The organism is Diaphorobacter oryzae DSM 22780, from assembly GCF_059568935.1.
On the sequence record NZ_JCANUL010000002.1, the window covers coordinates 473,324 to 498,346 of the forward strand.

Sequence of the window (25,023 nt, forward strand, 5' to 3'; positions counted from 1 at the left end):
AGGGAGGATCGCCCCATGACCACGGACCCGGTAAAGCCGCCGGCACCTAGCCCTGCCGGCGCGCGCCGCCCGTCGGTGCTCACGCGCTTTGTGCTGTTCGCCTTCGGCGCCATGATCGTGCTGACGCTGCTGTGGACCAAGGCATCGCCCTGGCTGTCCTACCCCGTGGCCTGGCTGTCCCATGTGGCGCTGGAGCAGGTGGCGCCCATGTGGGTGCGCGACGTGCACAAGAAGCCCGGCCAGATCGAGGTCGACACCACGGTGGAAATCGTGGTGCCCAACTCCGGCGGCCGGCGCGCCGAGGTCACCGTCGAGGCCGACCCCGGCCGCTACGCCTTCGGCCTGCCGATCATGTGGGCCCTGCTGCTGGCGGCATGGGCGGCAACACGCGCGCCGGGGCGCGCCGGGCGCGCGGTGCTGGGCTATCTGCTGCTGCTGCCGGCCCAGGCCTTCAGCCTGGTGATGTACCTGCTCATGCAGCTGGCGGGCTCGGCGCAGTTCAACCTGCGCACGCTGCGCGTGGAGCAGTGGCAGCTGGAGGCCGTCGTCTATGGCTACCAGGTGGGCGTGCTGGTGCTGCCCACGCTGGTGCCCGTGCTGGTGTGGCTGTGGCTGGACCGCCGCTTCTTCACCGACGTGATCGTGCATGGCTGGAAGCAGTCGCTGGGGGCCAAGGCGCCCGCGCCGCGGGCGGGGGGCTGACATGCGGCGCAGCGTGCCTGCCCGGGCCCTGCGGGCCGTGGCCGCCACGCTTTGTTGCCTGGGAGCCGCCGGGGCACCGCTGCTGACCGCGCAGGCACAGGTCGCGCAGGCCCAGGCCCAGGTGCAGGACGCCGGGCTGGCCGCCGCGCTGCTGCGCGCGGCGGAGGGCGGCGATGCGGCGCAGGTGCGCCGCCTGCTGGCCGCAGGCGCGCCGGTGGATGCGCGCGACGCCGGCGGCAGCACGCCGCTGCTGCGCGCCACCGCGCGCAACCATGTGGAGGTGGCGCGCGTGCTGCTGGCCCATGGCGCCGATGTGAACCTGCACAACGACATGCGCGACAGCGCCTACCTGCTCGCCGGCGCGCAGGGGCGGCTGGACATTCTGCGGATGACGCTGGCCCACGGCGCGGACCTCAAGAGCACCAACCGCTACGGCGGCACGGCGCTGATCCCGGCCTGCGAGCGCGGCCATGTGGAAACCGTGCGCCTGCTGATCGCCGCCGGCGTGGCGGTGGACCATGTGAACCGGCTGGGCTGGACCTGTCTGCTGGAGGCCATCGTGCTCAGCGACGGCGGTCCGGCGCACCGCGACATCGTGCGCCAGGTGCTTGCCGCGGGCGCCGACGTGAATTGGCCCGACCGGGAGGGCGTCACGCCGCTGGCGCACGCGCGCCGGCGGGGGCAGGCGGAGATGGCGCGGCTGCTCGCCGCCGCCGGCGGGCGCTGAAGCTGCCCCGGCGCGCTCAGGCGTGCAGCGGCTCTTCCTGCATGGCCTCGATCTGCTCGCGCAGCATGTCCACCTGGCCGCGCCAGTAGTCGCTGCTGCCGAACCAGGGGAAGTTGAGCGGGAAGATCGGGTCGCTCCAGCGCCGCGCCAGCCAGGCGCTGTAGTGGATCAGGCGCAGGGTGCGCAGCGGCTCGATCAGCGCCAGCTCGCGCCGGTCGAAGGGGCGCAGCTGCTCGTAGCCGTCCAGCAGCGCGCCGAGCTGCTGGGTGCGCTGGCGCCGCTCGCCCGACAGCAGCATCCACAGGTCCTGCGCGGCAGGGCCCATGCGCGCGTCGTCCAGGTCCACGAAGTGCGGGCCGCCGCCGCCGTCATCGACGGGCGTCCACAGCACGTTGCCCGGGTGGCAGTCGCCGTGCAGGCGGATGGGGGTGGCGTCATTCAAGCCAAACGGGGCTGTGGCGCCCGCTGGTAAAGCGCTATAAGCTATTAATCTAATAGCATCATCGCAGGCGGCATGCCAGGCCGATTGCTGGTCCATGGGGATGATCTGCGTGGCCAGCAGCCAGTCGCGCGGCTCCTGGGCGAAGCCGCGCAGGTCCAGCGCCGGCCGATGCACGAAGGGCCGGGCCGCGCCCACGTTGTGGATGCGCGCCAGGTAGCGGCCCAGCCATTCCAGCGTCTCGAAATCGTCCAGCTCCGGCGTGCGCCCGCCGCGCCAGGGGCTGACCGAGAACGCGAAGCCCGCGTGGTGGTGCAGCGTGCCGCCCTGCAGCCGAAGCGGCGCCACCATGGGCACCTCGGCGTCGGCCAGCTCCTGCGCGAAGGCGTGTTCCTCCAGGATCTGCGCGTTGCTCCAGCGCCCCGGGCGGTAGAACTTGGCGACCACGCGGCTGCCGTCCTCCAGCACCGCCTGGTACACGCGGTTCTCGTACGAGCCCAGCGCCATCAGGCGCCCGTCGCCGTACAGGCCCACGCCGGCCAGGGCGTCGAGCACCACGTCGGGCGTGAGGGAGGTGTAGGGATGGTCGGGGGCGTCAGGCGTCATGCCCGGCATTGTCCCCCGCCCGTCGATGCGCCCGCGCCGCCGTGCGGCAATTACTCATGTTTTGATAGCTTCTGGCGCTTGATGGATAAGCGCCAGGGGCTCAAAACACCTCAAACCCTGCGCCGTGCCGCGCGCAGGCCGAAGGCCGCCGCGAGCAGCGACAGCAGGGCCAGACCCCATTCCGACAGCGTAGGTACCGCCGTGGGCGCCGCCGGTACCACCGGCACGACCGGCGCGGCGGTGGTGACGGCGAAGTTCGCGCTGACGGCGCCGACCGACAGCGTGGCCGTCGTGGTCGTACTGCTTGCAGCAGCACTGGTCTGGCGGATGCGCACGCTCTGGCCCGGCAGCACGGTGCCGGCCGCGCTGGTGAATGTGCCGCCGTTGATGCTGTATTCGCCGCCGGTGATGGAAATCGGCAGCACATTGGTGAAGCCCGTCAGCGTGACGGCGGCCGAAGTGGTCGGCGTGCTGACCGCCGCGTTCGTGACGGCAGCAAACACCGGCACGCTGGGTGTGAAGTCCAGGGCCCTGACCGTGCCGTTGGTGAAGCTGGAGGCCCCGGGGTTGCTGCCGTTGCCCAGCGTGACATACAGGTCGTAGGCCGCGCCGGGTGTCAGCCCCGAGACGGTGGCGCTGGCGCTGCTGTTCAGTGCCGTGCTGGCGAAGGCACCCGAGAAGGCCGCGGCTGCGCCCGTGCCGTCTTTCCCGGTCAGCACCTGGCTGAAGCTGGGGGCCGCGCCGCCGGGCGCGACGGCAACCCAGTACAGCGTGTCGGTGGTATCCACCCCATTGCTGCTGAGCCTGAAATTGAGGGCGACGGTGCCCGCCGCCGTGTTGGGTGTGCCGCTGATGTCCACGAAGCCATTGCGCCGCATGAGGTTGCCGGCGCCGGTGATGGACCAGTTGACGGTGCCCACCTCTGCCGGATTGAAGGTCGTGATGATGGCCGTGTAGATGGTGCCGGTGGCCAAGGGCTGGTTGGCAATGAGCGCATTGAGGCCGCCACCGCTGTCGTCGTCGCCCTTGATGCAGTTGGCCAGTGGCAGCGAGGCCGTGAAGGGCGAGCTGTAGAGCTGCAGCCAGGGGTCCGTCACCTGGGCATTGGCAGGGGCGTTGATGGAGTAGGTGGCCGAGGCATCCACCTCGAAGTCGACGGCCGTGAACTTGTAGTTGGCGCCACCCGCCGCGCAATTGACGGATGGCCGTACGAACAGCGGGCTGCTGCCATCCAGCGTGGTGGTGCCGTTGAGCGTGGCGGCCGCCGCGCTGGCGCACAGCAGGGCTGCACTGATGCCGGCGATGGACAGTTGACGGAGCGAGGGCATGAGTGGCGTGGTGTGCATGGCTATCCGCTGAAACAAGTTGTATCTACGGAGCGAATCTAGGCCCGAAAACGCCCTCGAATCTGAGCAAATCTGAGCGCGCCACCGCGCCACCGCGCCACCGCGCCACCGCGCCACCGCGCCGGGCGCGGAGGGCTATGCCTTTGAAAGCACTGGCGGTGCCGGCAGCTCCATCTGGAAGCACACGGGCGCGTCGCCCCCGGCGCTGACCAGCGCCACGCTGCCGCCCAGTCTTTCGGCGATGCGCTGGACCAAGTACAGCCCCAGGCCCGCGCCGGGGCGGTGCCGCGCGCCCTGGCCGCGCCAGCCGCGCTCGAACAGGCGAGGCCGCTCCTCGGGCGGTATGGCGGTGGCGGGGTGGGTTACGGCGATGCGCAGGCGGGCGCCCTCGCGCCGGGTGGTGACCTGCACGCGGGCGCCCTCGGGCGCATGGTGGTCGGCGTTGGCCAGCAGGTTGCGCAGGGCGATGCGCAGCAGCGCTGCGTCGGTGGTGAGGTGCTGGGTGCCGGGGGCGTGCTCGCTGGCGATGCGGCCGGGCGCGAAGTCCTGGCCCAGGCCGCCTATCAGCGCGTGCAGGTCGCAAGGCGCCTGTGGCTGGGGCGGCTGGTGCGGCTCGGTCAGGCGGTCGTCGGCCAGGCAGTCGTCCACCAGGGCCAGGAGGCGCTCGGCGGCGGCGCGGATGTGCTGGCTGCGCGCCAGGGTCTTGTCGGGCGGGGCGTGCAGGTTGCGCGCCAGTTGCTGCGCGCTGGTGGTGATGACGGCCAGCGGGGTGCGGAATTCGTGCGACACCATGGCCACGAAGTCGCGCTGCTCCTGGCGCACGCGGCGCTCCAGCTCCAGCGATTGCAGCAGCTCGCCCTCGCGCTGCTGGCGCTGGGCGAGTTCGGCTTCGAGCTGGATTTGCTGGCGCTCGTTCGCGCGCCGCCGGCGTTCGTAGCCGCCGATGAGCCACAGGCTCAGCAGCACCATGTGCAGCAGGGTGCCCAGGGCGGAGATGTGGTCGGTGAGCAGATTGACCGGCAGTGCGCCCATGTTGCGCAGGTAGGCCAGGAAGATGGCGGCGTCGTAGGGGACGAACGCGATGAGGAAGAAGCGCGCGGGCGGGTGGCCGCGGTGCAGCAGCCACAGCCCCAGGCCGTTCACCACGACGATCAGCAGCAGGGTGAACATCTGCATGGGGACGACGCCCAGGCCGTAGTGCCCCAGCAGGATGGGCAGGGCGCACAGGGCGCACAGGGCCACGCTGGGGCGCACCAGCCAGCGTGCCGTGCGGGGGAAGGACTGCGCCAGCGCCAGCAGGTCGCGGATCAGGAGCGTGGCGATGGGCAGGACGGTGGCCATGCCCAGGCCCAGCAGCCGGTCGCTCCACGCGCCGGACAGGCCGGTGATCTGCTGCACCAGCCCGAGCGACAGCACTTCGTTGTGCACGCACAGGCCGATGTAGGCGAGGAACAGCCCGGAGAGCGGCGCGCGCGTGAAGCGCCAGAACAGCGCGTGCAGGCCAATCAGCAGCAGGTAGAAGCCGTAGTACAGGCCGAAGAACAGGCCCTCGCGGCGCGAATGGTTGTCGAAGGCCAGGCGCTGCCAGACCTCGAGCTTGGTGTTGACCGCGTTGCGCGCGGCCAGGCGCACCAGCAGGGTGTGCTCGCCCGGCTCGGCCAGGTCGAGCGGCAGGGCGGGGCTGCGGTAGTCCACGGGCCACCGATCTCTGGGCAGGCTCTCGCCGCTGGTGCCCAGGCTGCGCCAGGGGCCGCCGGGTGCGCGGGCGTATGCCTGCACGTCGTCCAGCAGGGCGTTGCTCAGCAGCAAAACCCATTGGCCGGGCTGCGGCGCGGTGACGCGCAGGCGCAGCCAGACGGCGGAGTCGGTGAAGCTGGCATTCAGGTTGCCGGGCAGGGCGGTCCAGCCGGGCGCGTCGCCCGCCTGCGCGGCGCCCAGCGTGCCCGTGGGGTCGTCCAGCCGCTGCAGGTGGCCGGCCGTGTGGAGCATGGGCGCGTCGAGCCGCAGTGCCTGCGCCTGCGCCAGCAGCGGGGCCAGCAGCAGGGCCAAGGCAACGAGATAATGGCGCACCATGATCGACGTGATCCTCCTTGAAGATGAGCCCGTGCTGCGCGGCGAGCTGGGCGAGTTTCTGGAGCATATCGGCTATGTGCCGCAGTGCGTGGCGAGCCTGGCGGAGTTCGATCGCCACTTCGACGCGCGCCGCCACCGGCTGGCGATCATCGACATCGGCCTGCCCGACGGCAGCGGGCTGGCGCTCATCCAGCGGCTGCGCCAGGGCGGGCAGCAGCTGGGCGTGATCGTCTTCAGCGCGCACAACACCAGCGCGGACCGCGTGGGCGGCCTGGAGTGCGGGGCCGACCATTACCTGGGCAAGGGCTGCGACCTGGACGAGCTGGAGGCCACGCTGGCCGCGCTCTCGCGCCGCCTGGGGCTGGGGCAGTGCCGGGCGCGCTGGCAGCTGGAGCTGGGGCCACAGCGCCTGCTGCTGCCGGGCGCGCCGCCGGTGGCCCTGTCGCGCCAGGACGCACTGGTGCTGCAGTGCCTGATGCGCGCCGCAGGAGAAAGCGTGAGCCGCCGCCAGATCGTGCAGGCCCTGGGCGCCGATTACCTGGACTACGACCAGCGCCGCCTTGACACGCAGATGCGCCGCCTGCGCCGCAAGGTGCAGGACGAAAGCGGGCAGCTGCTGCCGGTGAAGACGCTGCGCGGCAGCGGCTACTGCTTCTACGCCCCCGCTGCCGTGGTCTGACTGCTGGCGCCGCGCCGGCGGTGGTTCAGGCGTGGAGCTGCTCGAAAGGCAGCTGCTGCTTGACCAGGATGACGGTGCACGGCGCGTCGCGCGCCACGCGGATGGGCACGGTGTCGATGAAGCGCTGCAGCTGCAGCCCGTGGGTGGCCGCGCCCAGGATCATCATGCTCACGCGGTTGCCCTCGGCGTAGCGCACCAGGGCCTGGGCCACGTCGCCGGCCTCCAGCACGTGGTAGCTGGCGCTGTGCCGGGACAGGTCCAGCCCGGAAGCCCATTGCTTGAGACGCGTCAGGTGGGTGCGGTGCAGCATGGTCTCGCTGCGCGTGCTGTCCGAGGTGCTGCTGGCCGAGGGCGAGATCACCGTCACGCAGGCCAGCCGCGCGCCCGGGCGTATGCCCAGCGAGCGGGCCACGGCCTCGCGCAGCGAGTACAGCGTGGCGTCCGTCACGTCGTCGTGCGGCACGGCGACCATGAGGATGGGTACCTCCTCGATCTGGCGCGCGGGCAGCGGGCTGGGCTGGTAGTGCATGCCGGCGGCCTTGATCCAGCGCTTGAAATGCGCCCTCAGCCCGGGCCCGCGCAGGCGCCGGCCGCGTTCGGTGATGGGCACCTGGGCGGGGTTGGCCAGGTCGAAGGCCAGGTGCGCCGCCGAGGGGTAGCGCTGCGCGGCCTCGGGCTCCAGGCAGCGCAGGATGACCTCCTGCAGCCATTCGGGCAGATCTGGGCGGTGCTGGCGCGGCGGCGCGGGCGTCATCCACAGGCGCTGGCGCATGCCGCCCCGGGTGGTGGGCGAGCCGAAGGGCAGCTCGCCCGTGGCCATCTCGTAGAGCATGACGCCGATGGCGAAGATGTCGCTGCGCAGGTCGCCGCGCACGCCCACCACCTGCTCGGGCGCGATCCAGGTGGGCGAGCCCACGGCCTGGCGCATCTCCTCGGCCAGCAGGTCGGGGTAGTGCGCGTGGCAGGACAGGCCGAAGTCCAGCAGCACGGCGCCGCCGTCGGGACGCAGCAGCACGTTGGCGGGCTTGAGGTCCAGGTGGCAGACGTTCTGCTGGTGGATGCTGTGCGCGGCCAGGGCCATGGCGCTGCCGATGCCGGCAATGGCGTCGGGGCTGCGCGCGGCGGCGTCGCCGGGCGGATGCCGGTCCAGCCAGTGCTGCAGCGTTTCGCCTTGCACGTATTCCATGACCAGGTAGGGCATGCGCATCAGATCGCCCGCGGCCACGAAGCGCGGTGCGTGGCGGCCCGAGAGCGTGGGCAGGATGGTCAGCTCGACCTCGAAGCCCACGATGTTCTCGGCGCCGTCGCCCGCCGTCATGCGCGGGATCTTCATGGCCATGGGAAAGCCGGGGTCGCGCGCCGCATTCGCGTAGCCCACGCGGTAGATGTGGGCCATGCCGCCGGCGTGGATGCATTCGTGCACCACGAAGCCGTCGATCTCGGTGCCGGGCGTGAGCAGCTTCATGGCCTACCGGCCCTTCTCGAGCCGGTCGGCAAAGAACGCGGGCAGGCCGCTGGCGCGCACCGCGGCGGCGGCGGCAGCGTGGTCGTAGGGCACGCGGTGGAAGGTGATGGTGGCGGCCTCCGGGTCGAACAGCGCGTAGTTGGCGCGCGTGTCGCCATCGCGCGGCTGGCCGCACGAGCCCACGATGGCCAGCCACTGGCGGTGCGGCGGCACGGGCACGGGCACGCCCGGCTGGGGGGAAAAGCGCATGAGCTTGGCCGTGGGCGTGAGGAAGTACAGCGCCTGCTCATGCACATGGCCGCAGAAGACGTAGCGGATGGCCGGGTCGATGCGGGTGGCCGCCGTCATGCAGCGCTCGGCCGCGTTGCTGTCGGTGATGTAGTGCCAGCGCTCGGGGCCGTCGGCGCTGGCGTGCACCAGCAGGGTGTCGGGGCCCAGCCGCTCGGTGAGCGGCAACCCGGCCAGGAAGGCCTGCTGCTCTGCGTTCAGCCGGGGGTGGGTCCACTGCGCGCTCTGGTCGCCCAGGCTCTGGGCCGTGGAGGGCGGGGCGAGGGAGGCGGCGTCGTGGTTGCCGCGCACGCACGGCGCACCCTCGGCCACGAGCCGCATCACGCGCTCCAGCACCGGGCCGGGGTCGGCGCCGTAGCCCACCAGGTCGCCCAGCAGGGCGAACTGCAGCGCGCCATGGGCACGGGCATGCTCCAGGCAGGCCTCGAGGGCCGGCAGGTTGGCGTGGATGTCGGACAGCAGGGCGATCTTCATGGGAGCGGGCAATGCGGGGGGCTGGCATTGCATGATGAGCCCTGAAGCTGAGCGCTTGCTTGCAGCGGCGGTGCCGGCTGCCTAGGGAAAACGCGGAGATGCACTGCCCCCGGGCGGTGCATCGATGGGGCGGGGGCGCGCCGATGGCGCCGCCCCGGGGCGTATCAGTACTGGTACACGCCGCGGCCGGTCTTGCGGCCCAGGCGGCCGGCGGCCACCATTTCCTTGAGCAGCGGGCAGGGGCGGTACTTGCTGTCGCCGAACTCGGCCAGGTACACGTCCATCACGGCCAGGCACACGTCCAGGCCGATCATGTCGGCCAGGGCCAGCGGGCCGATGGGCTGGTTGCAGCCGAGCTTCATGCCGGCGTCGATGTCCTCGGGCGTGGCCAGGCCTTCGGCCAGCACGAAGAAGGCCTCGTTGATCATGGGCACCAGGATGCGGTTGACCACGAAGCCAGGCGCGTTCTTCACCGTGATGGGCGACTTGCCGAGCTTCTCGGACAGCGCCTTCACGGCGTCGTGCGTGGCGTCGGAGGTCTGCAGGCCGCGGATGATCTCCACCAGCGCCATCATGGGCACGGGGTTGAAGAAGTGCATGCCGATGAACTTGTCGGCGCGACTGGTGGCGGCGGCCAGCTTGGTGATGGAGATGGACGAGGTGTTGGAGGCGATGATGACCTCGGGCGCCACCAGCGCGTCGATCTGCTTGAGGATCTTGAGCTTGAGCTCGTAGTTCTCGGTGGCGGCCTCGATCACGATCTGCGCGGCCTTCAGGTCCTCGTAGCTCGTCGAACCCTTGATGCGTGCGAGCGCGGCGCTCTTGTCGGCTTCGGTGATCTTTTCCTTCTTGATCAGGCGGTCCAGGCTGCCGGCGACGGTCGCCAGGCCCTTTTGCACGGCGGCGTCGGAGATGTCCACCATCACCACGTTGATGCCCGAGACGGCGCAGGCCTGCGCGATGCCATTGCCCATGGTGCCCGCGCCGATGATGCCGACGGTCGAAATCGTCATATAACAGTCCCTTGAAAGAGTAGTAGAAACAGAAAAAGGCAATGCCGCGATGGTATCGGCATTCGCGCGGGTCTCTGCGCCATCGGCGGCCGCGGCGCGCCACATATCCAGGAGGGGACACACTTCCATGAGTGACTTCGACTATGTCGTGATCGGCGGCGGCTCCGCCGGCTGCGTGCTGGCGGGCCGTCTGTCGGAGGACCCCGGCATGCGCGTGTGCCTGCTGGAGGCCGGGGGACGCGACGACAGCGCGCTCATCCATTGCCCGGCGGGCCTGGCCGTGATGGCGCGTACCGGCGCCCACAACTGGGGCCTGCACACCACGCCGCAGCCGGGCCTGGGCGGGCGACGGGGCTATCAGCCGCGCGGCAAGGTGCTGGGCGGCTCCAGCTCGGTCAACGCCATGATCTACGCGCGCGGCCACGCCAGCGACTACGACCACTGGGCCGAGGCCGGCAACCCGGGCTGGGCCTGGCGCGACGTGCTGCCGTACTTCCTGCGCGCGGAGGACAACGAGCGTGGCGCGAATGCCTGGCACGGCACGGGCGGCCGGCTCCATGTGGCCGACCTGCAGTCGCCCCAGCGCGCCAGCCGGGCCTTCGTCGAGGCGGGCGTGCAGGCGGGCCATGCGCACAACGATGACTTCAACGGCGCGGCCTTCGAGGGCGTGGGGCTCTACCAGGTCACGCACCGTGCCGGCGAGCGCTTCAGCGTGGCCAAGGGCTACCTCACGCCGCACCTGGCGCGGCCCAACCTGCGCGTGGTGACCGGCGCGCGGGCCACGCGCATCCTGTTCGAGGGGCGGCGCGCGGTGGGCGTGGAATACCGGCAGGACGGCCGGCTGCATCGGCTGCGCGCCGGGCGCGAGGTGCTGCTGTCGGCCGGCGCGCTGCTGTCGCCGCAGATGCTCATGCTCTCGGGCGTGGGGCCGGGCGCCCAGCTGCAGCGCCACGGCATCGCCGTGGTGCACGATCTGCCGGGCGTTGGCGAGCACCTGCACGACCACCCCGATGTGGTGCAGGTGATGGATGCCCCGGCGCTGACCGACCTGTTCGGCCTGTCGCTGCCCGGTGCGCTGCGCCTGCTGCGCGGCCTGCGGGACTGGCGCAAGCACCGCACCGGCATGCTCACCACGAACTTCGCCGAGGCCGGCGGTTTCATCAAGAGCGCCCCCGAGGAAACGGTGCCCGACCTGCAACTGCACTTCGTGGTCGGCAAGCTGCTCGACCACGGCCGCCAAGCCGCCTGGGGCCACGGCTATTCCTGCCATGTCTGCCTGCTGCAGCCCAGGAGCCGCGGCCGCGTGTCGCTGGCCAGCGGCGATCCGGCGGCGCCGCCGCGGGTGGACCCGGCCTTCTTCAGCGACCCCGACGACATGCGGCGTATGGTGCTGGGCGTGCGGCGCATGCGCGAGATCCTGGCCCAACCCGCGCTGGCCGTCTGGGGCGCGCGCGAGCTGGCCCATTCGGCGCGGGCGCAGAGCGACGCGCAAATCGCGCAATTCATCCGCGACTGGGCCGACACCATCTACCACCCCGTGGGTTCGTGCCGCATGGGCCCCGGCCCCCTGGACGTGGTGGACGCGCAGTTGCGCGTGCATGGCCTGCAGGGCCTGCGCGTGGTGGATGCGTCCATCATGCCGCGCATCGTGAGCGGCAACACCAACGCCCCCACGGTGATGCTCGCCGAGCGCGCGGCGGACTTCATCCGCCAGTCCGTGTGACGCGCTTCCCGGTGAAGTTAAGAAATCTTTAGGGTTTGGATAAGCAGTTTTTAGCAGCGCCCGCGCGGCCCCGTTCCTAGACTGCCTGGCACCGATGAGGCACATGGTGTGCCCTGCTCGGAAGGCCGAAGAGCCCAAGGAACCGACGATGCAATTCAATCCCCAGGAAATCTCTGCGCTGGCGCAGGCCGACGCGGCCGCGCCGCGCATGGACATGTACGCCTCCATCCACAAGGCCTTGCGCGCCTTCATGGCCGACACGCTCATGGGTCTGGGCCGCGTGGACACGGACGACGATCTCGAGCTGTCCCAGGCCTGCGCCCGCGTGCTGGCGCTGATGGACTTCTGCCGCTCGCACCTGCACCACGAAAACGAGTTCGTGCACCCGGCCATGGAGCGCCGCGCGCCGGGCAGTGCCGGCGCGGTGGCGCACGAACACCAGGCGCATGAGCAGGCCATCGCCGCGCTGGCGACGGGGGCGGCGCAGCTGTTGGCCTGTCAGCGGGACCGGCGTGCGCGCGTCGCGCATGCGCTGTACCAGCAGCTGGCGCTGTTCGTCGCGCACAACTTCGAGCACATGCATCTGGAGGAGACGGCGCACAACGCCGCGCTGTGGGCGCACTACAGCGATGCCGAACTGGCCGACTTGGAAAACGCGCTCGTGGCCTCCATTCCTCCCATGGAGATGATGGTGATCCTGCGCTGGATGTTGCCGTACATGACGCATGCCGAGCGCACCGCCATGCTGGGCGGCATGCGCCAGAACGCGCCGCGGCAGGCCTTCGATGCGGCGCTGGACATTGCGCGCCCGCACCTGTCGCAGGCGGAGTGGGGCAAGCTCTCGCGGGCACTGGGCCTGGCGCAATGACGGGCGCGCAGAGCCGCACGGCCCTGGGCGGGGGCGCCCATGGCACACCTTCCGGGTTGCCCCTGCTCAGGCGCCTCGCTTGCGCCCTGGTGCTGGGCATCGCCGGTGCCGGTGCGGTGGCGGCCGGCGCTGCCAACCCGGAAAAATTCAGGCTCACGCCCGTGCTGCTGGACCGCCTGGAGTCGCTGCAGGCCAGCTCTGAGGCGGTCGCGGCCATCGGTGAGGAAGAGGACCTGGACGCGCAGTCCGTGGAGGACCTCGCGCGCAAGCTTGATGCGGACCCGCGCATCCGTGCGCTGCTGGCCCGGCACCGGATCAGCAGCCAGGAATACGCCACGGCGGTCTTCGCGATGCTGCACGCGGGCATGTACCTGGCGATGGAGTCCACGGCGGACAAGAAGTCGCGCGCCGCCGCCATGGCCTCCTTCACGCCCGAGCAGCGCGCCAATATCGAGCTGCTGCGCCGGCGTATCCGGTGATGCCGGCGCGGCGTGTCGTCAGGCCGGTGTCTCGTCGAGCAGCACCGGCGCGTCCAGGCAGAGCCGGAAGCGCCCGCGCCCGGTTTTTTCGATGTGGATGCCGGTGTCGCTTTCCTGCAGCCGGCGCTGCAGCAGCAGCAGGCGGGCCTCCAGATTGTCGGCCACGTCGGGCAGGCGCAGGGTGGGGTCCAGGCGCAGCTCGCGGTTGCTGAATTCCTGGCGCCCGGTGCGCGCGTGGTCGCGCAGCAGCTTGCAGATGATGGCGCCCGCCACGCCCTTGATGAGATAGGCGTCGTTGACGAACACGCTGTCGTTCACCGTGAAGTGGCGCACCCGCACGGGCGTGCCGCGCGGGGCTGCGGTGACGGGCTCGGCGGGGGGCGATTCGGCGGCCTCGTCGGCAGCCTGCAGCCGGTCGATGGCGGCGGCCAGCTGTCCCGCCAGGGTGACGAGCGCGTCTTCCTCGGGGTAGCGGAACTGGAGGTCCAGCGGGCTTTCCACGAACAGCACGCCCAGCGTGCGCCCGCAGCTGATGAGCGGCACGGCCAACTGGCTGTGCGGCGCGCTCAGGCCGGGGTAGGGAATCTCGTGGGCCGGTGCGGCGCCGTCCTCCAGGCACAGGCTGCTGCGCATGGCATGGCTGTAGAGCGCGGCATGTGTCATGTGGCTGATGCGCACGGGCGTGGCCTCGCGCGCGGCCACGCCGATCACGCCCTGGCCCAGCTTGATCTCGGAGCCCACGCCCGAGTGCGGATAGCCGTGGCTGGCCACCGTGTAGAGGTGGCCAGCCGCCGCGTCCAGCATGAGCACCATGGCGTGCTGCACGGCCAGGTGTTCGTGCAGGCCGGCCAGCGCGGCCTGCAGCAGCTCGCCCAGCGTGGTGCAGCGCGCCAGCCGCTGGCTGCACAGGCGCACGGCGCCCAGCAGGTCGGCGCGCGGCAGTTGCCCGGGGCCGGGCGTCAGGCCTTCGCCGTGAACGGGCTCGATGCGCTCCACCGCGTACAGGTCCGAGCCCTTGAGCTGGAAGACGCCCTCCATGCCGCTGTGCGAGGCGATGCCGGCCAACTGGGCGCGCATGCGCTCGAACAGCGGGCCGGCGGTTTCGGTGCGCAGGTAGCGCAGGTGCAGCCGGTAAAAGCGCGCCGTGACCGGGTCCAGCACCAGCACGTTGGCGAAGGGGTTGGCCAGGATGTTCTGGCGCGTCTTGTTGAAGAACTGGAACGACAGCGCCACATGCTGCTCGTCCACATAGACCACCTGCGAGATGTAGGCGACGTTGGGCGTGCCGTCGCTGGCGCAGGTGGCCATGATGCCGGGGACGGCGCCTTCCAGGCAGGCGCGGATGGAGCGCAGCGTGGGGGCGTGGCTCATGATGCGCCGCCCGGCTGCAGGGGCGCGCCCGCGCGCGGGCCGGGCGTCTGGTCGAACGCCGCTTCGGGCGTGAACTCCACGGCGACGAGGTCGTGCAGCGGCGCGCTCAGCATGGCCGACACATAGTCCGGCCCGTAGCCCACCTGCGCCAGGGCCTGCTGCATGGCGGCCAGGTAGCGCTGCAGGACGGGCTCGTCGGCCGCCCGCAGGTCGCGCGTGCGGGCAGCCGTTGCCTTGACCTGCACCGTGCGGTGGGAGGGCGGGTCGCTGAACACCACGGCGATGTGGCCGGTGGTGGCGATATCGGCCAGCAGCTGCTGCGACTGGCTCTTGCGCAGGAAGACGGTGACGTGCCGGCCGTCGGCGCTGATCCGCGAGCCCACGGCGCGCATGACGCTGGGGCGCAGCCGCGCGTCGCGCGAGGCCACGATGGCGGAGACGCCGCGGTCCACCAGGGCGATGTGTTCGGCATTCAGCAGGGAAGGCATGGGAGCTTGTGTGTGTCAGCCGCGAAAGCGCTTGCGGGTCAGTGCCAGCGCCACCCAGAAGGCGGCGAGCGTGGTTGCCACCAGCACCAGGCCGTGGCGCCAGGGGTGGGCGGGCCACTGGTCCATGAACAGCGGGCGCACCAGTTCCACGGCATTGGTGAGCGGCAGCCAGTCCGAGACGGCGCGCACGGCGGCGGGCAGCTGTTCGCGCGGGAAGAATACGCCCGACAGGAACATCATGGGCGTGAGCACCAGCGTGAAATAGTAGGTAAAGAAGTCGTAGCCCTTGGCCAGCGCGTTGAAGATCAGCGCGATGCTGGAAAACATGATGCCCACGAAAAGCAGCACCGGCCAGGCGACCAGCAGCTTCGGGCTGTGGCTGATGGAGAGCGCCAGCATCACGCCCAGGATGGCGGTGACGGTGAACAGCGCCTTGAAGGCCGCCCACAGCATCTCGGCCAGCAGCACGCTGTCCAGGCTGACCGGCGCGTTCATGATGCCGTCCCAGGTCTTTTGCACATGCATGCGCGAGAAGGCGGAGTACAGCGCCTCGAAGCTCGCCGCGTTCATGGCGCTCATGCAGATGGAGCCGCTGGCCAGGAACAGGATGTAGGGCACGCGCACGGCATGTTCGCCAGAGCCCAGCTGCACCTCGCCCACCAGCGCGCCCATGCCGTAGCCGAAGGCCACCAGCCACATCAGCGGTTCGGCGATGTTGCCCACCAGGCTGGGCAGGGCCAGCTTGCGCCACACCAGCAGGTTGCGCAGGAACACCGGCCACCAGCGCATGGACAGCTCGGGCGGGCGCCAGATGGACGGCTCCGCGCAGCGCATGGGCAGGGCGGTTGGGGGGGCGGAAGGCATGGTGGCGTGATTTTGCAATGTTTGGGCGCGCGCCGGGGCCCCCCGGGGGAGAGGGGCGGCCTTGATGCAGATCATGCCCCTTCAGGGCCTGGGCGCCAGAATGGTCCGCGACCCAACACGCAATCAAGGAGCAGAGAGATGAACCGCATGGACGTGACCGAGAAAATCATCAGCACCAAGGTGGCCCGGGGCCTGAAGTGGGGCGACGTGGCGCGGCAGCTGGGCCGCTCCAAGGAATGGACCACCGCCCTGTGCCTGGGCCAGATGACGGCCACGGCGCAGCAGGCGCAGGTGCTGGGCGAGATCTTCGGGCTGACGCCGGAGGAGCAGCGGTGGCTGCAGGTCGTTCCCTACAAGGGCTCGCTGCCTTCGCCCGTGCCCACGGACCCGCTGATCTACCGCTGGTACGAGGTGGTGAGCGTGTACGGCTCGACCATCAAGGAGCTGATCCACGAGGAGTTCGGCGACGGCATCATGAGCGCGATCGACTTCAACATGGACATCCAGCGCGAGGCCGACCCCAAGGGCGACCGCGTGCGCGTGGTCCTGTCGGGCAAGTTCCTGCCGTACAAGGACTATTGACGCGGCCCGGCGGGCCGCAGCTGCTTCACGCTTCCTCGCGGATCTGCCGGCCCGTGAGCTTGAGAAACAGGTCCTCCAGATTGGCCGGCCGGTGCAGCGTGCGCAGCTGGCCGTGGCCCGCCAGCGCCTGCAGCAGCGGGCCCGCCTGGCGGGTGTAGAAGAACACCGTCTCGCCGCTGACCTCCACGCGCGCGGCCAGCGGGCGCAGCGCGGCGTCGCCCGCCAGGGCGAGCGCGCCCACGCCGTAGACCTCGACCACCTCGGGCTCCAAGTGCTCGCGGATCAGTTCGCGCGGGCGTCCCTCGGCGATCTTGCGGCCATGGTCCAGCACCAGCAGGCGCGAGCACAGGCGCTCGGCCTCGTCCATGAAATGCGTGGTCAGCAAGATGGACTTGCCCGCCTGCAGCAGCTTTTGCAGCCGCTCCCACATCAGGTGCCGGGCCTGCGGGTCCAGGCCCGTGGTGGGCTCGTCCAGCAGCAGCAGGCGCGGGTCGTTGACCAGTGCGCGCGCCAGCGACAGGCGCCGGCGCATGCCGCCCGACAGCTCGCCCGGGCGCGCGTCGGCCTTGGCGGTGAGCGCTGCGAACTCCAGCAGCGGCGCGATGCGCCGGTCCATGTCCGCGCCCTTGAGGCCGAAGTAGCGCCCGAACACGCGCAGGTTCTCGGCGCAGCTGAAGTCCGGGTCCAGGCTGTCGAACTGCGTGACCACGCCCAGCTGCGCCTTGATGGCCAGCGCGTCGCGCGGCATGGCCAGCGGCGCGGCGCCGCCGCCCGGATAGAAATGCACGCTGCCCTCGTCGGGGGCCGTGAGGCCCAGGCACATGCGGATGGTGGTGGTCTTGCCCGCGCCGTTGGGGCCGATGACGCCCAGGCATTCGCCGGGGGCGATGGCGAAGGACACGCCGTCCACCACGGTGGCGGCGCCGTAGCGCTTGCGCAGGTTCTGGGCTTCGAAGAGCACGCTCATGCGGCGATTGTGGGGGCTGGCCATGCCGGCAGAGCGGGTTTTGGATAAAAATGGGCTTTTGCGCTTATGGGACAAGCGCAAATAGCTATTAAAAACATAGCATTTCGATGCTCCCGCGGGGACACCCGGCCATGGTCCAATCGCTGCAGCAACCAAGGATGGATACCGCCATGGACATGAACGCGAGCTTCCAGGACACGCTGGCCGTGCTGGCTGGCGCGCTGGGCAGCGGCCTGCTGATGGGCATTGAGCGCGAGCGCCGCAAGGGCCTGGGGCCGCTGCGCGCGCTGGCGGGCGTGCGCTCGTTCACGCTGGCCGCGCTGGCCGGGGCCACGGCGGCGCTGCTGGGCAGCGAGCTGCTCATCGGGGTGGGCGCCGCATTCCTCGCGCTGCTGGGCGTGGTGGCCTATGCGCGCGACCGCTCGGACGACCCGGGCGTGACCACCGAGATCGCGCTGCTGCTGGCCTACCTGATCGGCGTGCTGTGCACGTACAGCCTGGGCGTGGCGGCGGGGCTGGCCGTGGCCGTCACCAGCCTGCTGGCCGCGCGCGATGCGCTGCACCAGTTCTCGCGCGACTGGCTGCGCCCGGGCGAGGTGCGCGGCGGCCTGATCCTGGCGGCGCTGGCGCTGCTGGTGCTGCCGCTGGCGCCCAACCGGCCGCTGTGGGGCGAGGCGCTCAACCCGCAGGTGCTGGTGCGCCTGGTGCTGGTGCTGCTGGTGATCCAGTCGCTGGCCCACCTGGGGCGGCGGCTCATGGACGCGCGGCGCGCCAGCGCGCTGTCGGCGCTGGCCTCGGGCTTCATCTCCAGCACGGCCACCATCGCAAGCCTGGGGCTGGCCGTGCGCGAGGGGCGCGAGGCCGTGCGCCCCCAGGGCGGCGCGGCCGTGCTGTCGTGCGTGGCCACCATGGCGCAGATTTTGGTGGTGGCGGCCACGGTGCAGCCGGCCTGGCTGGCGCGGCTGTGGGCGCCGGCGCTGGCCGGCGGCCTGGTGGCGCTGGTCTCGGGCTGGATGCTGCTGCGCAGCGCGCCGGTGGCCGCGCCGGCCGCCCCGCCGGCGGGCGACGAGGGCGTGGCCCTGTTCAAGCTGCGCGACGCGCTGCTGATCGCCGCGCTGCTCACGGCCGTGCAGGTGCTGGTGCAGGCCCTGCGCGGCTGGTGGGGCGAGGCGGGGCTGATGGCCGGCGCGCTACTGGCGGCCCTGGCCGACGTGCATGCCGCCGCGGCCGCCATCCTGGCCCAGGGCCAGCCGCAGGACGCCGCGGGCGCGAGCCTGGTGGGGGCGCTGGCGGCGGCCCTGAGCGTGCACGCGGTGAGCAAGTGCGTGACGGCCCTGGTCAGCGGCGGCTGGCGCTACGGCCTGGTGGCGGGCGCTGGCGTGGTGCTGCACACCGCGGCCTTCGTCACCGTGCTGCTGCTGGGCGTAGGGTTTGGATGAAATAGGCCGGCTGGCCAATACTGTCAAGCGCTGATAGCTATGCTATTTGTAGCTGACCGCGCCCCGCGGTCTTGGCCGCATACAGCGCGCCGTCGGCGCGCGACAACAGCGACGACAGGTGCGGATCGCCGGGCTCCAGCGAGGCCATGCCGGCGCTGAAGTCCAGCGCGAAGCCCAGCGTCTCGGGCGCCTCGCGGCGCAGCCGCGTGCGCAGCGCCTGCTCGAACGGGCGCCCGGCGTTCGGGCCTTCGCGCGCCAGCAGGACGCCGAACTCCTCCCCGCCCAGCCGGGCCACCAGCGCGTTGTCGCCGCTCTCGCGCAGCAGGCGCGCGAACAGCTGCAGTGCCCGGTCGCCGGCCTCATGGCCGTGGCGGTCGTTGATCTGCTTGAAATGGTCGATGTCCAGCATCAGGGCCGTCAGCGGCAGGCGCTCCTGCTTCGCCTGGGCCACCAGCTGGACGCCGCGCTCGTCGAACCCGCGGCGGTTCAGCAGCCCGGTCAGTCCGTCGGTGACGGCGAGCCGGCGCAGCTGCTGCTCGGCCTCTTCGCGCCAGGCGGTGAGCAGGGCCACCACGCCCAGCACCACGCTGGCATTGGTGGCCAGCGCGGCCCACAGGTTGACGGGGTGCGGGGTGCGAAAGCTCGGGTACTGGTCGGTGAAGGCGCCCAGCACGCCGCGCGCCGCGGTGAACACCGCCGTGACCAGCAGACTGCACAGCAGCACCTGGCGCCAGCGCAGCCCCGTGGGTTTGAGCGGGCGCAGCGTGGCGTGCGCCACCAGCAGCAGCACGGCGGCCAGCAGCAGGTTGGCCCAGCCCACGCGAAAGGCGTAGTGGCCGAATCCCAGGCTGTAGCCCAGCGGCGTCAGCGCCACCAGCATGGGCAGCAGGCGGCGCCAGGGGCGGGGGCCCAGCCAGCCTTCCAGCGCCAGGTACAGCTGCCACTGGGCAAAGGCGCCGCAGCCGATGGACAGCGTGGACAGCAGCCAGTCGGCCTCGGGGCTGCCCCGGTCCAGCGCGAAGGAGGCGCCGATGATGGCGCCCCAGGCGCAGGCCTGCAGCACGATGCAGCGCTGCGCGTGGCGTGCCGCCGCACTGATCGCCGGGCCCATGATCAGCGGCAAGACGATGGACAGGATGAGCATGTTGACGGCCGTGACCGTCAACAGCGAGGCGATGTCCAGCCGCATGCGGTGCGGCTTACTGGAAGGCCACCTCGGCAAAGCTGCGCAGCTTGCGGCTGTGCAGGCGCTGCACGCCGCCTTCGCGCAGGATGTCGATGGCGCGCATGCCGATGCGCAGGTGCTGGTCCACGCGCTCGCGGTAGAAGTGGTTGGCCATGCCGGGCAGCTTGATCTCGCCATGCAGGGGCTTGTCGCTCACGCACAGCAGGGTGCCGTAGGGCACGCGGAAGCGAAAGCCGTTGGCGGCGATGGCGGCGCTTTCCATGTCCAGCGCCACGGCGCGGCTCTGGCTGAAGCGGCGCTGGGGCAGGTTGTCGGGCAGCAGCTCCCAGTTGCGGTTGTCGGTGCTGGCCACGGTGCCGGTGCGCATGATGCGCTTGAGCTCGTCACGCCCCATGCGCGTGACGTCGGCCACGGCCTGCTCCAGCGCCACCTGGATCTCGGCCAGCGCGGGGATGGGCACCCACAGCGGCAGTTCCTCGTCGAGCACATGGTCCTCGCGCACGTAGGCGTGGGCCAGCACGTAGTCGCCCAGCTGCTGGCTGTTGCGCAGGCCGGCGCAGTGGCCCAGCATCAGCCAGGCGTGGGGGCGCAGCACGGCGATGTGGTCGGTGATGGTCTTGGCGTTGCTCGGGCCCACGCCGATGTTGACCATGGTGATGCCGCTGTTGTCGGCGCGCACCAGGTGGTAGGCGGGCATCTGCGGCAGGCGCGGCGGCGGGCTGCCCAGCTCGTCGCCGGCCTGGGCGGGCAGGCCCGCGCGGCGCGTGACCACGTTGCCCGGTTCGACGAAGGCGATGTATTCGCTGTCCGGCCGGGCCATCTCGGCATGGCCCAGGCGCACGAACTCGTCGATGTAGAACTGGTAGTTGGTGAACAGCACGAAGTTCTGGAACCACTCGGGCGCCGTGCCGGTGTAGTGGCGCAGGCGGTGCAGCGAGTAGTCCACGCGCGGCGCGGTGAACAGCGACAGCGGCTGGGCCTCGCCGGGGCGCGGCGCCCAGGTGCCGTTGGCGATGCCGTCGTCCATGGACTCGAGGTCGGGCAGGTCGAACACGTCGCGCATCAGCATGCGCCGCTCGGGGCTGAGCGTGCCCTCGATGTGGTCGTGCTCGGCGAACGAGAAGTGGATGGGGATGGGCTGGCCGCTCACGCCCACCTCCAGCTCCACGCCGTGGCTGGCGCGCAGCAGGCGGAACTGCTCCAGGTAGTAGTCGGCGAACAGGTCGGGGCGGGTGAGCGTGGTCTCGTAGCGGCCGGGGCCCTCGACGAAGCCGTAGGCCAGCTGCGTGGCGGCGCGCGCCACGGTGGAGGTCTGCACCCGCACGAAGGGGTAGCAGGCGCGCACATGGCTGGCGGGCGTCTCGCCGGCCACGAAGCGCTGCATGGCCTCGCGCAGCAGGCCGATCTGCTGCTGGTAGATGCGCTGCACCTGCGCCAGGGCGTCGGCGGGATCGGTGTGGAGGGTGGTTGCTGTGCGGTCTGGGATGGAGGGCATGGCGCTTATTGTCCACGGGGGGCTGTCATGTGCCTGTCGCATCCCTGTTGCTCCTGGCGCATCTTGTCGTGGCCGTTGCCGCGCCGCTACCAGCCTAGCCGGGCAGGGCCTGCAGCCAGGCGCGCGTGTGCCGCGCGTCCATGGGATGCGCGATGCCGAAGCCCTGCGCCAGGTCGCATCCCAGCCGCCGCAGCAGGGTCAACTGTTCGGGCGTTTCCACGCCCTCGGCCACTGGCTGCAGCTGCAGGCTGTGGGCCAGCTGGATGATGGCGGTGACGATGGCCACGTCGTCGGCGTCGGCCGGCGTGTCGGCGACGAAGGTGCGGTCAATCTTGATCTTGTCCAGCGGATAGCGCTTGAGGTAGGCCAGGGACGAATAGCCCGTGCCGAAGTCGTCCACCGTCACGGCCACGCCCAGGGCCTGCAGCGCCTGCAGCGTGATGCGTGCCTGGTCGGCGTGCTGCATGAGGGCCGATTCGGTGATCTCGACCTCCAGGTACTGCGGCGCCAGGCCGGTGGCTTCGAGTGCGCCGGCGATCTCGCCGACCACGTCGCGCTGGCGGAACTCGATGGCCGACAGGTTGATGGCCACCGGCACGCGCGGCAGCCCCTCGTCGTGCCAGGCCTTGAGCTGGCGGCAGGCCTCGCGCAGCACCCAGCGGCCTATGGGCGTGATGAGGCTGCGCGACTCGGCGAGGGGAATGAACTCGTCCGGCCCGACCAGGCCGCGCTGCGGGTGCTGCCAGCGCACCAGGGCCTCGAAGCCCACCAGCCGGCCGGTGGCCACCTGCACCTGGGGCTGGTAGTGCAGCTCGAAGGCGCCCTGGAACACCGCCTCGCGCAGCAGGTGCTCCTGCTGCAGCATCTCCGCGGGCTGTCCCTCCATGCCCGGCACATAGAACAGGTGCGTGCCGCGCCCGCTTTCCTTGGTCTGGTGCATGGCGGTGTTGGCGTGGCGCAGCAGTTCGTCGGCGCCGTAGCCGTCTTCGGGAAAGACGCTGATGCCGATGGAGGGAGAGAGCGACAGCGGTGTCTCGCCGATGGCGTAGACCGCGCGCACGCGCTCCAGCAGCCGGTCGGCGACGCCGGCCGCGGCGGCGCTGCCGTGCAGGTCGGGCAGCAGGACCACGAACTGGTCGCCGCCCACGCGGGCGACGAAGTCCGTGGCCTTCACGCCGTCCTGCAGGCGCCGCGCCACCTCGCACAGCACCTGGTCGCCGGCGGCGTGGCCCAGCGATTCGTTGACCGTCTTGAAGTGGTCCAGGTCGATGAACAGCACGGCCGCACGGGTGCGCCGGTCCTGCGCCGCCGTGATCGCCTGCGCGAGCTGCAGCATCAGGTGGCGGCGGTTGGGCAACTGGGTGAGCGGGTCGTGCAGCGCCAGGAAGCGGGCCCGCTCCTGGGCCTCTTTGCGCGCCGTGATGTCGCGCACCACCACCACGCGGTAGTCGCCGTGCTGCTGCGGCATGGTCTTGCCCACGGCCTCGATGGGCACGATGCGGCCGCTCTTGTGGTGCATGGCCAGCTCGTACGGGTCCTCGCGTCCGCGGCGCGTGTACTCCATGGCCAGGTTGCGGTACTTGGGCAGCACGAAGTCGAACAGGGTGCGCCCCACGAGTTCGGCCAGCGCATAGCCGGTCATGCGCTGCAGGGCCTCGTTGGCGTCCAGGATCTGCCCGTCGCGATGGAAGAGCAGCCCCTCCTCGGTGGCCGCGGCGAACTTGCGCATGCGCTCCTCGCTCTGGCGCACGGCACGCTCGGCCTCCCAGTGGTGGGTGATGTCGTTGATGAGCACGAAGGTCCCCTGCACGGCGGGCGGGCCGTCACCCGTGCCGAAGTGGGGCTGCAGGCTGATCTCGAGCATGCGCACATGGCCGTCGGTCTCCACATGCTTGCGCGTGTACTGCACGGCCTCGCCCTGCAGCGCGCGCTGCACATAGGGCTGGACCTGCCGCCAGGCATGGTCGCCGATGGCCTCGCGCACGGTCTTGCCGATGATGCCCTCCTCCGTCTGGCCGCCGAAGGCGGCATAGCGCCGGTTGGCGAACACGCAGCGCAGGCTGGCGGCGTCGTAATAGGCCAGCATGACTGGCACCGAATCGGCGATCACCCGCAGCAGCGCGTCGCTGGCGCCCGGATCCAGTCCAGGAAGGGCAGGGGCTGTAGGTGCGTGAGGAGGGGGCATGTCCTGTGGGCGATCCGTCTGTGAACTTATAGCCCATCGCCCTGGCTTTGGCGATGGTGCAAGCCCTGGCCCGCACCGGCGGGGGAGGGGTGTGGCGGGATAATCGGCCCATGGCTTCCACCGTTCCCCGCCCACTGCACGTTCCCGCCTGGATGACGCCGCACAACCTGCTGCGTGCATCGGTGGGCGTGGCCCTGCTGACCATTGCGCTCAAGACCCTGGCCTGGTGGGTCAGCGGCTCGGTGGGGCTGCTGTCGGACGCGCTGGAGTCCTTCGTGAACCTGGCGGGCGCGATGTTCGCCCTGGCCATGGTGACCGTGGCCCGCCGCCCGGCGGACGAGGACCACCCCTACGGCCACCACAAGGCGGAGTACTTCTCGTCGGGCTTCGAGGGCATCCTCATCGTGGGCGCGAGCATCGCCATCCTCTGGGCGGCCGTGCTGCGCCTCATGCACCCGCAGCCGCTGGAGCAACTGGGCTGGGGCATGGGGCTGTCGCTGCTGAGCACCGCCTGCAACGGTCTGCTGGCCTGGGGCATGCTGCGTGCGGCGCAGGTGCACCGCTCGCTGGCGCTGGAGGGCGACGCGCGCCACCTCATGACTGACGTGTGGACCTCCATCGGCGTGGTGGTCGGCCTGCTGGCCGCCGGCGCCACCGGCTGGGCGTGGCTGGATCCGCTGGTGGCCATGGCCGTGGCGCTGAACATCCTGCGCGAGGGCGGCGCGCTGATCTGGCGTGCCTCGCAGGGCCTGATGGACGAGGCCATGGAGCCCGGCCTGCTGGCGCGCGTGTACACCGTGCTGGGCGAGCACAACCATGCCAGCCAGGGGGCGGTGACGTTTGACAGCCTCACCTCGCGCCAAGCCGGCGCGCGCAATTACGTGGACCTGCACATGCATGTGCCGGAGCACTGGACGCTGGGCCATGCGGCGCAGCAGCGCAGCGCCGTCGAGCAGGCGCTGATGCAGGCCGTGCCGGGCCTGCGCGCCACCATCGAGCTGCTGCCCGCAGGCCAGGCCACCGTATTCGAAACCGTGGAAGCCGGGGAGGGCAAGGCGTGATCAGTGTGCTGCAGCGGGTGCGCGAGGCGCGCGTGGAAGTGGATGGCGAGGTGGTGGGCCGCATCGGCACGGGGCTGCTGGCCCTGGTCTGCGCCGAGCAGGGCGACAGCGATGCCGAGGCCGACAGGCTGCTGGCCAAGCTGCTCAAGCTGCGCATCTTCAGCGACGAGGCCGGCAAGATGAACCGCAGCGTGCAGGACGTGGGCGGAGGCCTGCTCATCGTCAGCCAGTTCACCCTGGCCGCGGACACGCGCAGCGGCAACCGGCCCGGTTTCAGCCAGGCGGCCGCGCCGGCCGAGGGCGAGCGCCTGTACGACTACTTCGTGGCCCGGGCGCGCGCCGTGCACCCCGTGGTGGCCACGGGCCGCTTTGCCGCCGACATGCAGGTGCACCTGGTCAATGACGGGCCGGTGACCATTCCGCTGCGCATCGCGCCGCAGGCGGGCTGAGCCGTACGGACTGCCACCGCAGGGCCAGTGCGCAGACGGGGCCGGGATAATCGG

23 protein-coding genes are annotated in these 25,023 nt (G+C 71.0%); 10 read left to right on the plus strand and 13 right to left on the minus strand.

What is annotated here, in order from left to right; translation table 11 throughout:
- The first annotated feature begins 15 nt into the window (after positions 1–15).
- The gene (locus tag BP68_RS05425) at positions 16–702 is read left to right on the plus strand and encodes an exosortase H-associated membrane protein (RefSeq protein WP_496369592.1); all 687 of its coding nucleotides are present in this window, start codon (positions 16–18) and stop codon (positions 700–702) included.
- A 1-nt stretch (position 703) separates the two neighbouring features.
- Positions 704–1,429, plus strand: coding sequence for an ankyrin repeat domain-containing protein (locus BP68_RS05430; RefSeq protein WP_496369593.1), 726 nt, complete (start codon positions 704–706; stop codon positions 1,427–1,429).
- A 16-nt stretch (positions 1,430–1,445) separates the two neighbouring features.
- Here BP68_RS05430 and BP68_RS05435 read toward each other — a convergent pair whose 3' ends face one another.
- From BP68_RS05435 to BP68_RS05445, 3 genes are all read right to left on the minus strand, one after another.
- A complete protein-coding gene (locus BP68_RS05435) occupies positions 1,446–2,474 on the minus strand; it encodes a serine/threonine protein kinase (protein WP_496369594.1) in 1,029 nt (342 codons plus the stop codon).
- Between the two features lie 110 nt (positions 2,475–2,584).
- The gene (locus BP68_RS05440) at positions 2,585–3,802 is read right to left on the minus strand and encodes an IPTL-CTERM sorting domain-containing protein (protein ID WP_496369595.1); all 1,218 of its coding nucleotides are present in this window, start codon (positions 3,800–3,802) and stop codon (positions 2,585–2,587) included.
- Positions 3,803–3,955: 153 nt separating this feature from the next.
- Positions 3,956–5,893, minus strand: a complete 1,938-nt coding sequence (locus BP68_RS05445; protein ID WP_496369596.1) for a sensor histidine kinase — start codon at positions 5,891–5,893, stop codon at positions 3,956–3,958.
- On the opposite strand from BP68_RS05445, the gene BP68_RS05450 reads away from it, so the two are divergent.
- A complete protein-coding gene (locus BP68_RS05450) occupies positions 5,892–6,572 on the plus strand; it encodes a response regulator transcription factor (RefSeq protein ID WP_496369597.1) in 681 nt (226 codons plus the stop codon). The genes BP68_RS05445 and BP68_RS05450 overlap by 2 nt on opposite strands.
- Before the next feature lie 25 nt (positions 6,573–6,597).
- On the opposite strand, the gene BP68_RS05455 is transcribed toward BP68_RS05450, so the two are convergent.
- From BP68_RS05455 to BP68_RS05465, 3 genes are all read right to left on the minus strand, one after another.
- Entirely contained in the window at positions 6,598–8,037 is a 1,440-nt protein-coding gene (locus BP68_RS05455; protein WP_496369598.1) for a protein kinase domain-containing protein, read from the minus strand.
- Positions 8,038–8,040: 3 nt separating this feature from the next.
- Positions 8,041–8,799, minus strand: a complete 759-nt coding sequence (locus BP68_RS05460) for a metallophosphoesterase family protein (protein WP_496369599.1) — start codon at positions 8,797–8,799, stop codon at positions 8,041–8,043.
- Positions 8,800–8,963: 164 nt separating this feature from the next.
- Positions 8,964–9,812, minus strand: a complete 849-nt coding sequence (locus BP68_RS05465) for a 3-hydroxybutyryl-CoA dehydrogenase (protein WP_496369600.1) — start codon at positions 9,810–9,812, stop codon at positions 8,964–8,966.
- Between the two features lie 127 nt (positions 9,813–9,939).
- On the opposite strand from BP68_RS05465, the gene BP68_RS05470 reads away from it, so the two are divergent.
- The 3 genes from BP68_RS05470 (at position 9,940) to BP68_RS05480 (ending at position 12,882) form a co-directional block, all read left to right on the plus strand.
- On the plus strand, positions 9,940–11,535 hold the full coding sequence (locus tag BP68_RS05470; RefSeq protein WP_496369601.1) for a GMC family oxidoreductase: 1,596 nt from the start codon (positions 9,940–9,942) through the stop codon (positions 11,533–11,535).
- 148 nt (positions 11,536–11,683) lie between these two features.
- The gene (locus tag BP68_RS05475) at positions 11,684–12,403 is read left to right on the plus strand and encodes a hemerythrin domain-containing protein (protein ID WP_496369602.1); all 720 of its coding nucleotides are present in this window, start codon (positions 11,684–11,686) and stop codon (positions 12,401–12,403) included.
- Complete coding sequence (locus BP68_RS05480; protein WP_496369603.1) at positions 12,400–12,882, plus strand: hypothetical protein; 483 nt, start codon at positions 12,400–12,402, stop codon at positions 12,880–12,882. Before BP68_RS05475 ends, BP68_RS05480 begins: the two co-directional genes overlap by 4 nt.
- A gap of 18 nt (positions 12,883–12,900) precedes the next feature.
- Here the strand turns inward: BP68_RS05480 and BP68_RS05485 are convergent, their stop codons facing one another.
- From BP68_RS05485 to BP68_RS05495, 3 genes are read right to left on the minus strand one after another with little or no spacing between them, the layout of a single operon-like run.
- Positions 12,901–14,253, minus strand: coding sequence for a GAF domain-containing protein (locus BP68_RS05485; RefSeq protein WP_496369604.1), 1,353 nt, complete (start codon positions 14,251–14,253; stop codon positions 12,901–12,903).
- Positions 14,250–14,741, minus strand: a complete 492-nt coding sequence (locus BP68_RS05490; protein ID WP_496369605.1) for a hypothetical protein — start codon at positions 14,739–14,741, stop codon at positions 14,250–14,252. Before BP68_RS05490 ends, BP68_RS05485 begins: the two co-directional genes overlap by 4 nt.
- A gap of 15 nt (positions 14,742–14,756) precedes the next feature.
- Positions 14,757–15,605 carry an ABC transporter permease gene (locus tag BP68_RS05495; protein WP_496369606.1) on the minus strand — a complete coding sequence of 283 codons (849 nt, stop codon included), beginning with the start codon at positions 15,603–15,605 and terminating at the stop codon, positions 14,757–14,759.
- A gap of 138 nt (positions 15,606–15,743) precedes the next feature.
- On the opposite strand from BP68_RS05495, the gene cynS reads away from it, so the two are divergent.
- Entirely contained in the window at positions 15,744–16,187 is a 444-nt protein-coding gene (gene cynS, locus BP68_RS05500) for a cyanase (RefSeq protein WP_496369607.1), read from the plus strand.
- 25 nt (positions 16,188–16,212) lie between these two features.
- On the opposite strand, the gene BP68_RS05505 is transcribed toward cynS, so the two are convergent.
- Positions 16,213–17,154: an ATP-binding cassette domain-containing protein gene (locus BP68_RS05505; protein WP_496369608.1), complete on the minus strand. Its 942-nt coding sequence runs from the start codon at positions 17,152–17,154 to the stop codon at positions 16,213–16,215.
- Positions 17,155–17,324: 170 nt separating this feature from the next.
- Here BP68_RS05505 and BP68_RS05510 point away from each other — a divergent pair, with 170 nt between their 5' ends.
- Complete coding sequence (locus BP68_RS05510) at positions 17,325–18,593, plus strand: DUF4010 domain-containing protein (protein ID WP_496369609.1); 1,269 nt, start codon at positions 17,325–17,327, stop codon at positions 18,591–18,593.
- A gap of 37 nt (positions 18,594–18,630) precedes the next feature.
- On the opposite strand, the gene BP68_RS05515 is transcribed toward BP68_RS05510, so the two are convergent.
- The 3 genes from BP68_RS05515 to BP68_RS05525 all read right to left on the minus strand — a co-directional run bounded on the left by BP68_RS05515 (position 18,631) and on the right by BP68_RS05525 (position 23,459).
- Entirely contained in the window at positions 18,631–19,782 is a 1,152-nt protein-coding gene (locus tag BP68_RS05515) for a GGDEF domain-containing protein (protein WP_496369610.1), read from the minus strand.
- Between the two features lie 10 nt (positions 19,783–19,792).
- Positions 19,793–21,274, minus strand: a complete 1,482-nt coding sequence (locus BP68_RS05520) for an AMP nucleosidase (protein WP_496369611.1) — start codon at positions 21,272–21,274, stop codon at positions 19,793–19,795.
- 94 nt (positions 21,275–21,368) lie between these two features.
- Positions 21,369–23,459, minus strand: coding sequence for a putative bifunctional diguanylate cyclase/phosphodiesterase (locus BP68_RS05525; protein ID WP_496369612.1), 2,091 nt, complete (start codon positions 23,457–23,459; stop codon positions 21,369–21,371).
- Between the two features lie 110 nt (positions 23,460–23,569).
- Between BP68_RS05525 and BP68_RS05530 the strand changes: the two genes are divergently transcribed.
- The gene (locus BP68_RS05530; protein WP_496369613.1) at positions 23,570–24,520 is read left to right on the plus strand and encodes a cation diffusion facilitator family transporter; all 951 of its coding nucleotides are present in this window, start codon (positions 23,570–23,572) and stop codon (positions 24,518–24,520) included.
- Positions 24,517–24,969, plus strand: coding sequence for a D-aminoacyl-tRNA deacylase (dtd, locus tag BP68_RS05535; protein ID WP_496369614.1), 453 nt, complete (start codon positions 24,517–24,519; stop codon positions 24,967–24,969). The genes BP68_RS05530 and dtd overlap by 4 nt, the downstream gene beginning before the upstream one ends.
- The last annotated feature ends 54 nt before the right edge of the window (positions 24,970–25,023 follow it).

Bases quoted from the DNA above. Each gene is read 5' to 3' on its own strand.
- BP68_RS05425 (WP_496369592.1), top strand. From the start codon at position 16: ATGACCACGGACCCGGTAAAGCCGCCGGCACCTAGCCCTGCCGGCGCG.
- BP68_RS05430 (WP_496369593.1), top strand. From the start codon at position 704: ATGCGGCGCAGCGTGCCTGCCCGGGCCCTGCGGGCCGTGGCCGCCACG.
- BP68_RS05435 (WP_496369594.1), bottom strand. From the start codon at position 2,474: ATGACGCCTGACGCCCCCGACCATCCCTACACCTCCCTCACGCCCGAC.
- BP68_RS05440 (WP_496369595.1), bottom strand. From the start codon at position 3,802: ATGCCCTCGCTCCGTCAACTGTCCATCGCCGGCATCAGTGCAGCCCTG.
- BP68_RS05450 (WP_496369597.1), top strand. From the start codon at position 5,892: ATGATCGACGTGATCCTCCTTGAAGATGAGCCCGTGCTGCGCGGCGAG.
- BP68_RS05445 (WP_496369596.1), bottom strand. From the start codon at position 5,893: ATGGTGCGCCATTATCTCGTTGCCTTGGCCCTGCTGCTGGCCCCGCTG.
- BP68_RS05455 (WP_496369598.1), bottom strand. From the start codon at position 8,037: ATGAAGCTGCTCACGCCCGGCACCGAGATCGACGGCTTCGTGGTGCAC.
- BP68_RS05460 (WP_496369599.1), bottom strand. From the start codon at position 8,799: ATGAAGATCGCCCTGCTGTCCGACATCCACGCCAACCTGCCGGCCCTC.
- BP68_RS05465 (WP_496369600.1), bottom strand. From the start codon at position 9,812: ATGACGATTTCGACCGTCGGCATCATCGGCGCGGGCACCATGGGCAAT.
- BP68_RS05470 (WP_496369601.1), top strand. From the start codon at position 9,940: ATGAGTGACTTCGACTATGTCGTGATCGGCGGCGGCTCCGCCGGCTGC.
- BP68_RS05475 (WP_496369602.1), top strand. From the start codon at position 11,684: ATGCAATTCAATCCCCAGGAAATCTCTGCGCTGGCGCAGGCCGACGCG.
- BP68_RS05480 (WP_496369603.1), top strand. From the start codon at position 12,400: ATGACGGGCGCGCAGAGCCGCACGGCCCTGGGCGGGGGCGCCCATGGC.
- BP68_RS05485 (WP_496369604.1), bottom strand. From the start codon at position 14,253: ATGAGCCACGCCCCCACGCTGCGCTCCATCCGCGCCTGCCTGGAAGGC.
- BP68_RS05490 (WP_496369605.1), bottom strand. From the start codon at position 14,741: ATGCCTTCCCTGCTGAATGCCGAACACATCGCCCTGGTGGACCGCGGC.
- BP68_RS05495 (WP_496369606.1), bottom strand. From the start codon at position 15,605: ATGCCTTCCGCCCCCCCAACCGCCCTGCCCATGCGCTGCGCGGAGCCG.
- cynS (WP_496369607.1), top strand. From the start codon at position 15,744: ATGAACCGCATGGACGTGACCGAGAAAATCATCAGCACCAAGGTGGCC.
- BP68_RS05505 (WP_496369608.1), bottom strand. From the start codon at position 17,154: ATGAGCGTGCTCTTCGAAGCCCAGAACCTGCGCAAGCGCTACGGCGCC.
- BP68_RS05510 (WP_496369609.1), top strand. From the start codon at position 17,325: ATGGACATGAACGCGAGCTTCCAGGACACGCTGGCCGTGCTGGCTGGC.
- BP68_RS05515 (WP_496369610.1), bottom strand. From the start codon at position 19,782: ATGCGGCTGGACATCGCCTCGCTGTTGACGGTCACGGCCGTCAACATG.
- BP68_RS05520 (WP_496369611.1), bottom strand. From the start codon at position 21,274: ATGCCCTCCATCCCAGACCGCACAGCAACCACCCTCCACACCGATCCC.
- BP68_RS05525 (WP_496369612.1), bottom strand. From the start codon at position 23,459: ATGCCCCCTCCTCACGCACCTACAGCCCCTGCCCTTCCTGGACTGGAT.
- BP68_RS05530 (WP_496369613.1), top strand. From the start codon at position 23,570: ATGGCTTCCACCGTTCCCCGCCCACTGCACGTTCCCGCCTGGATGACG.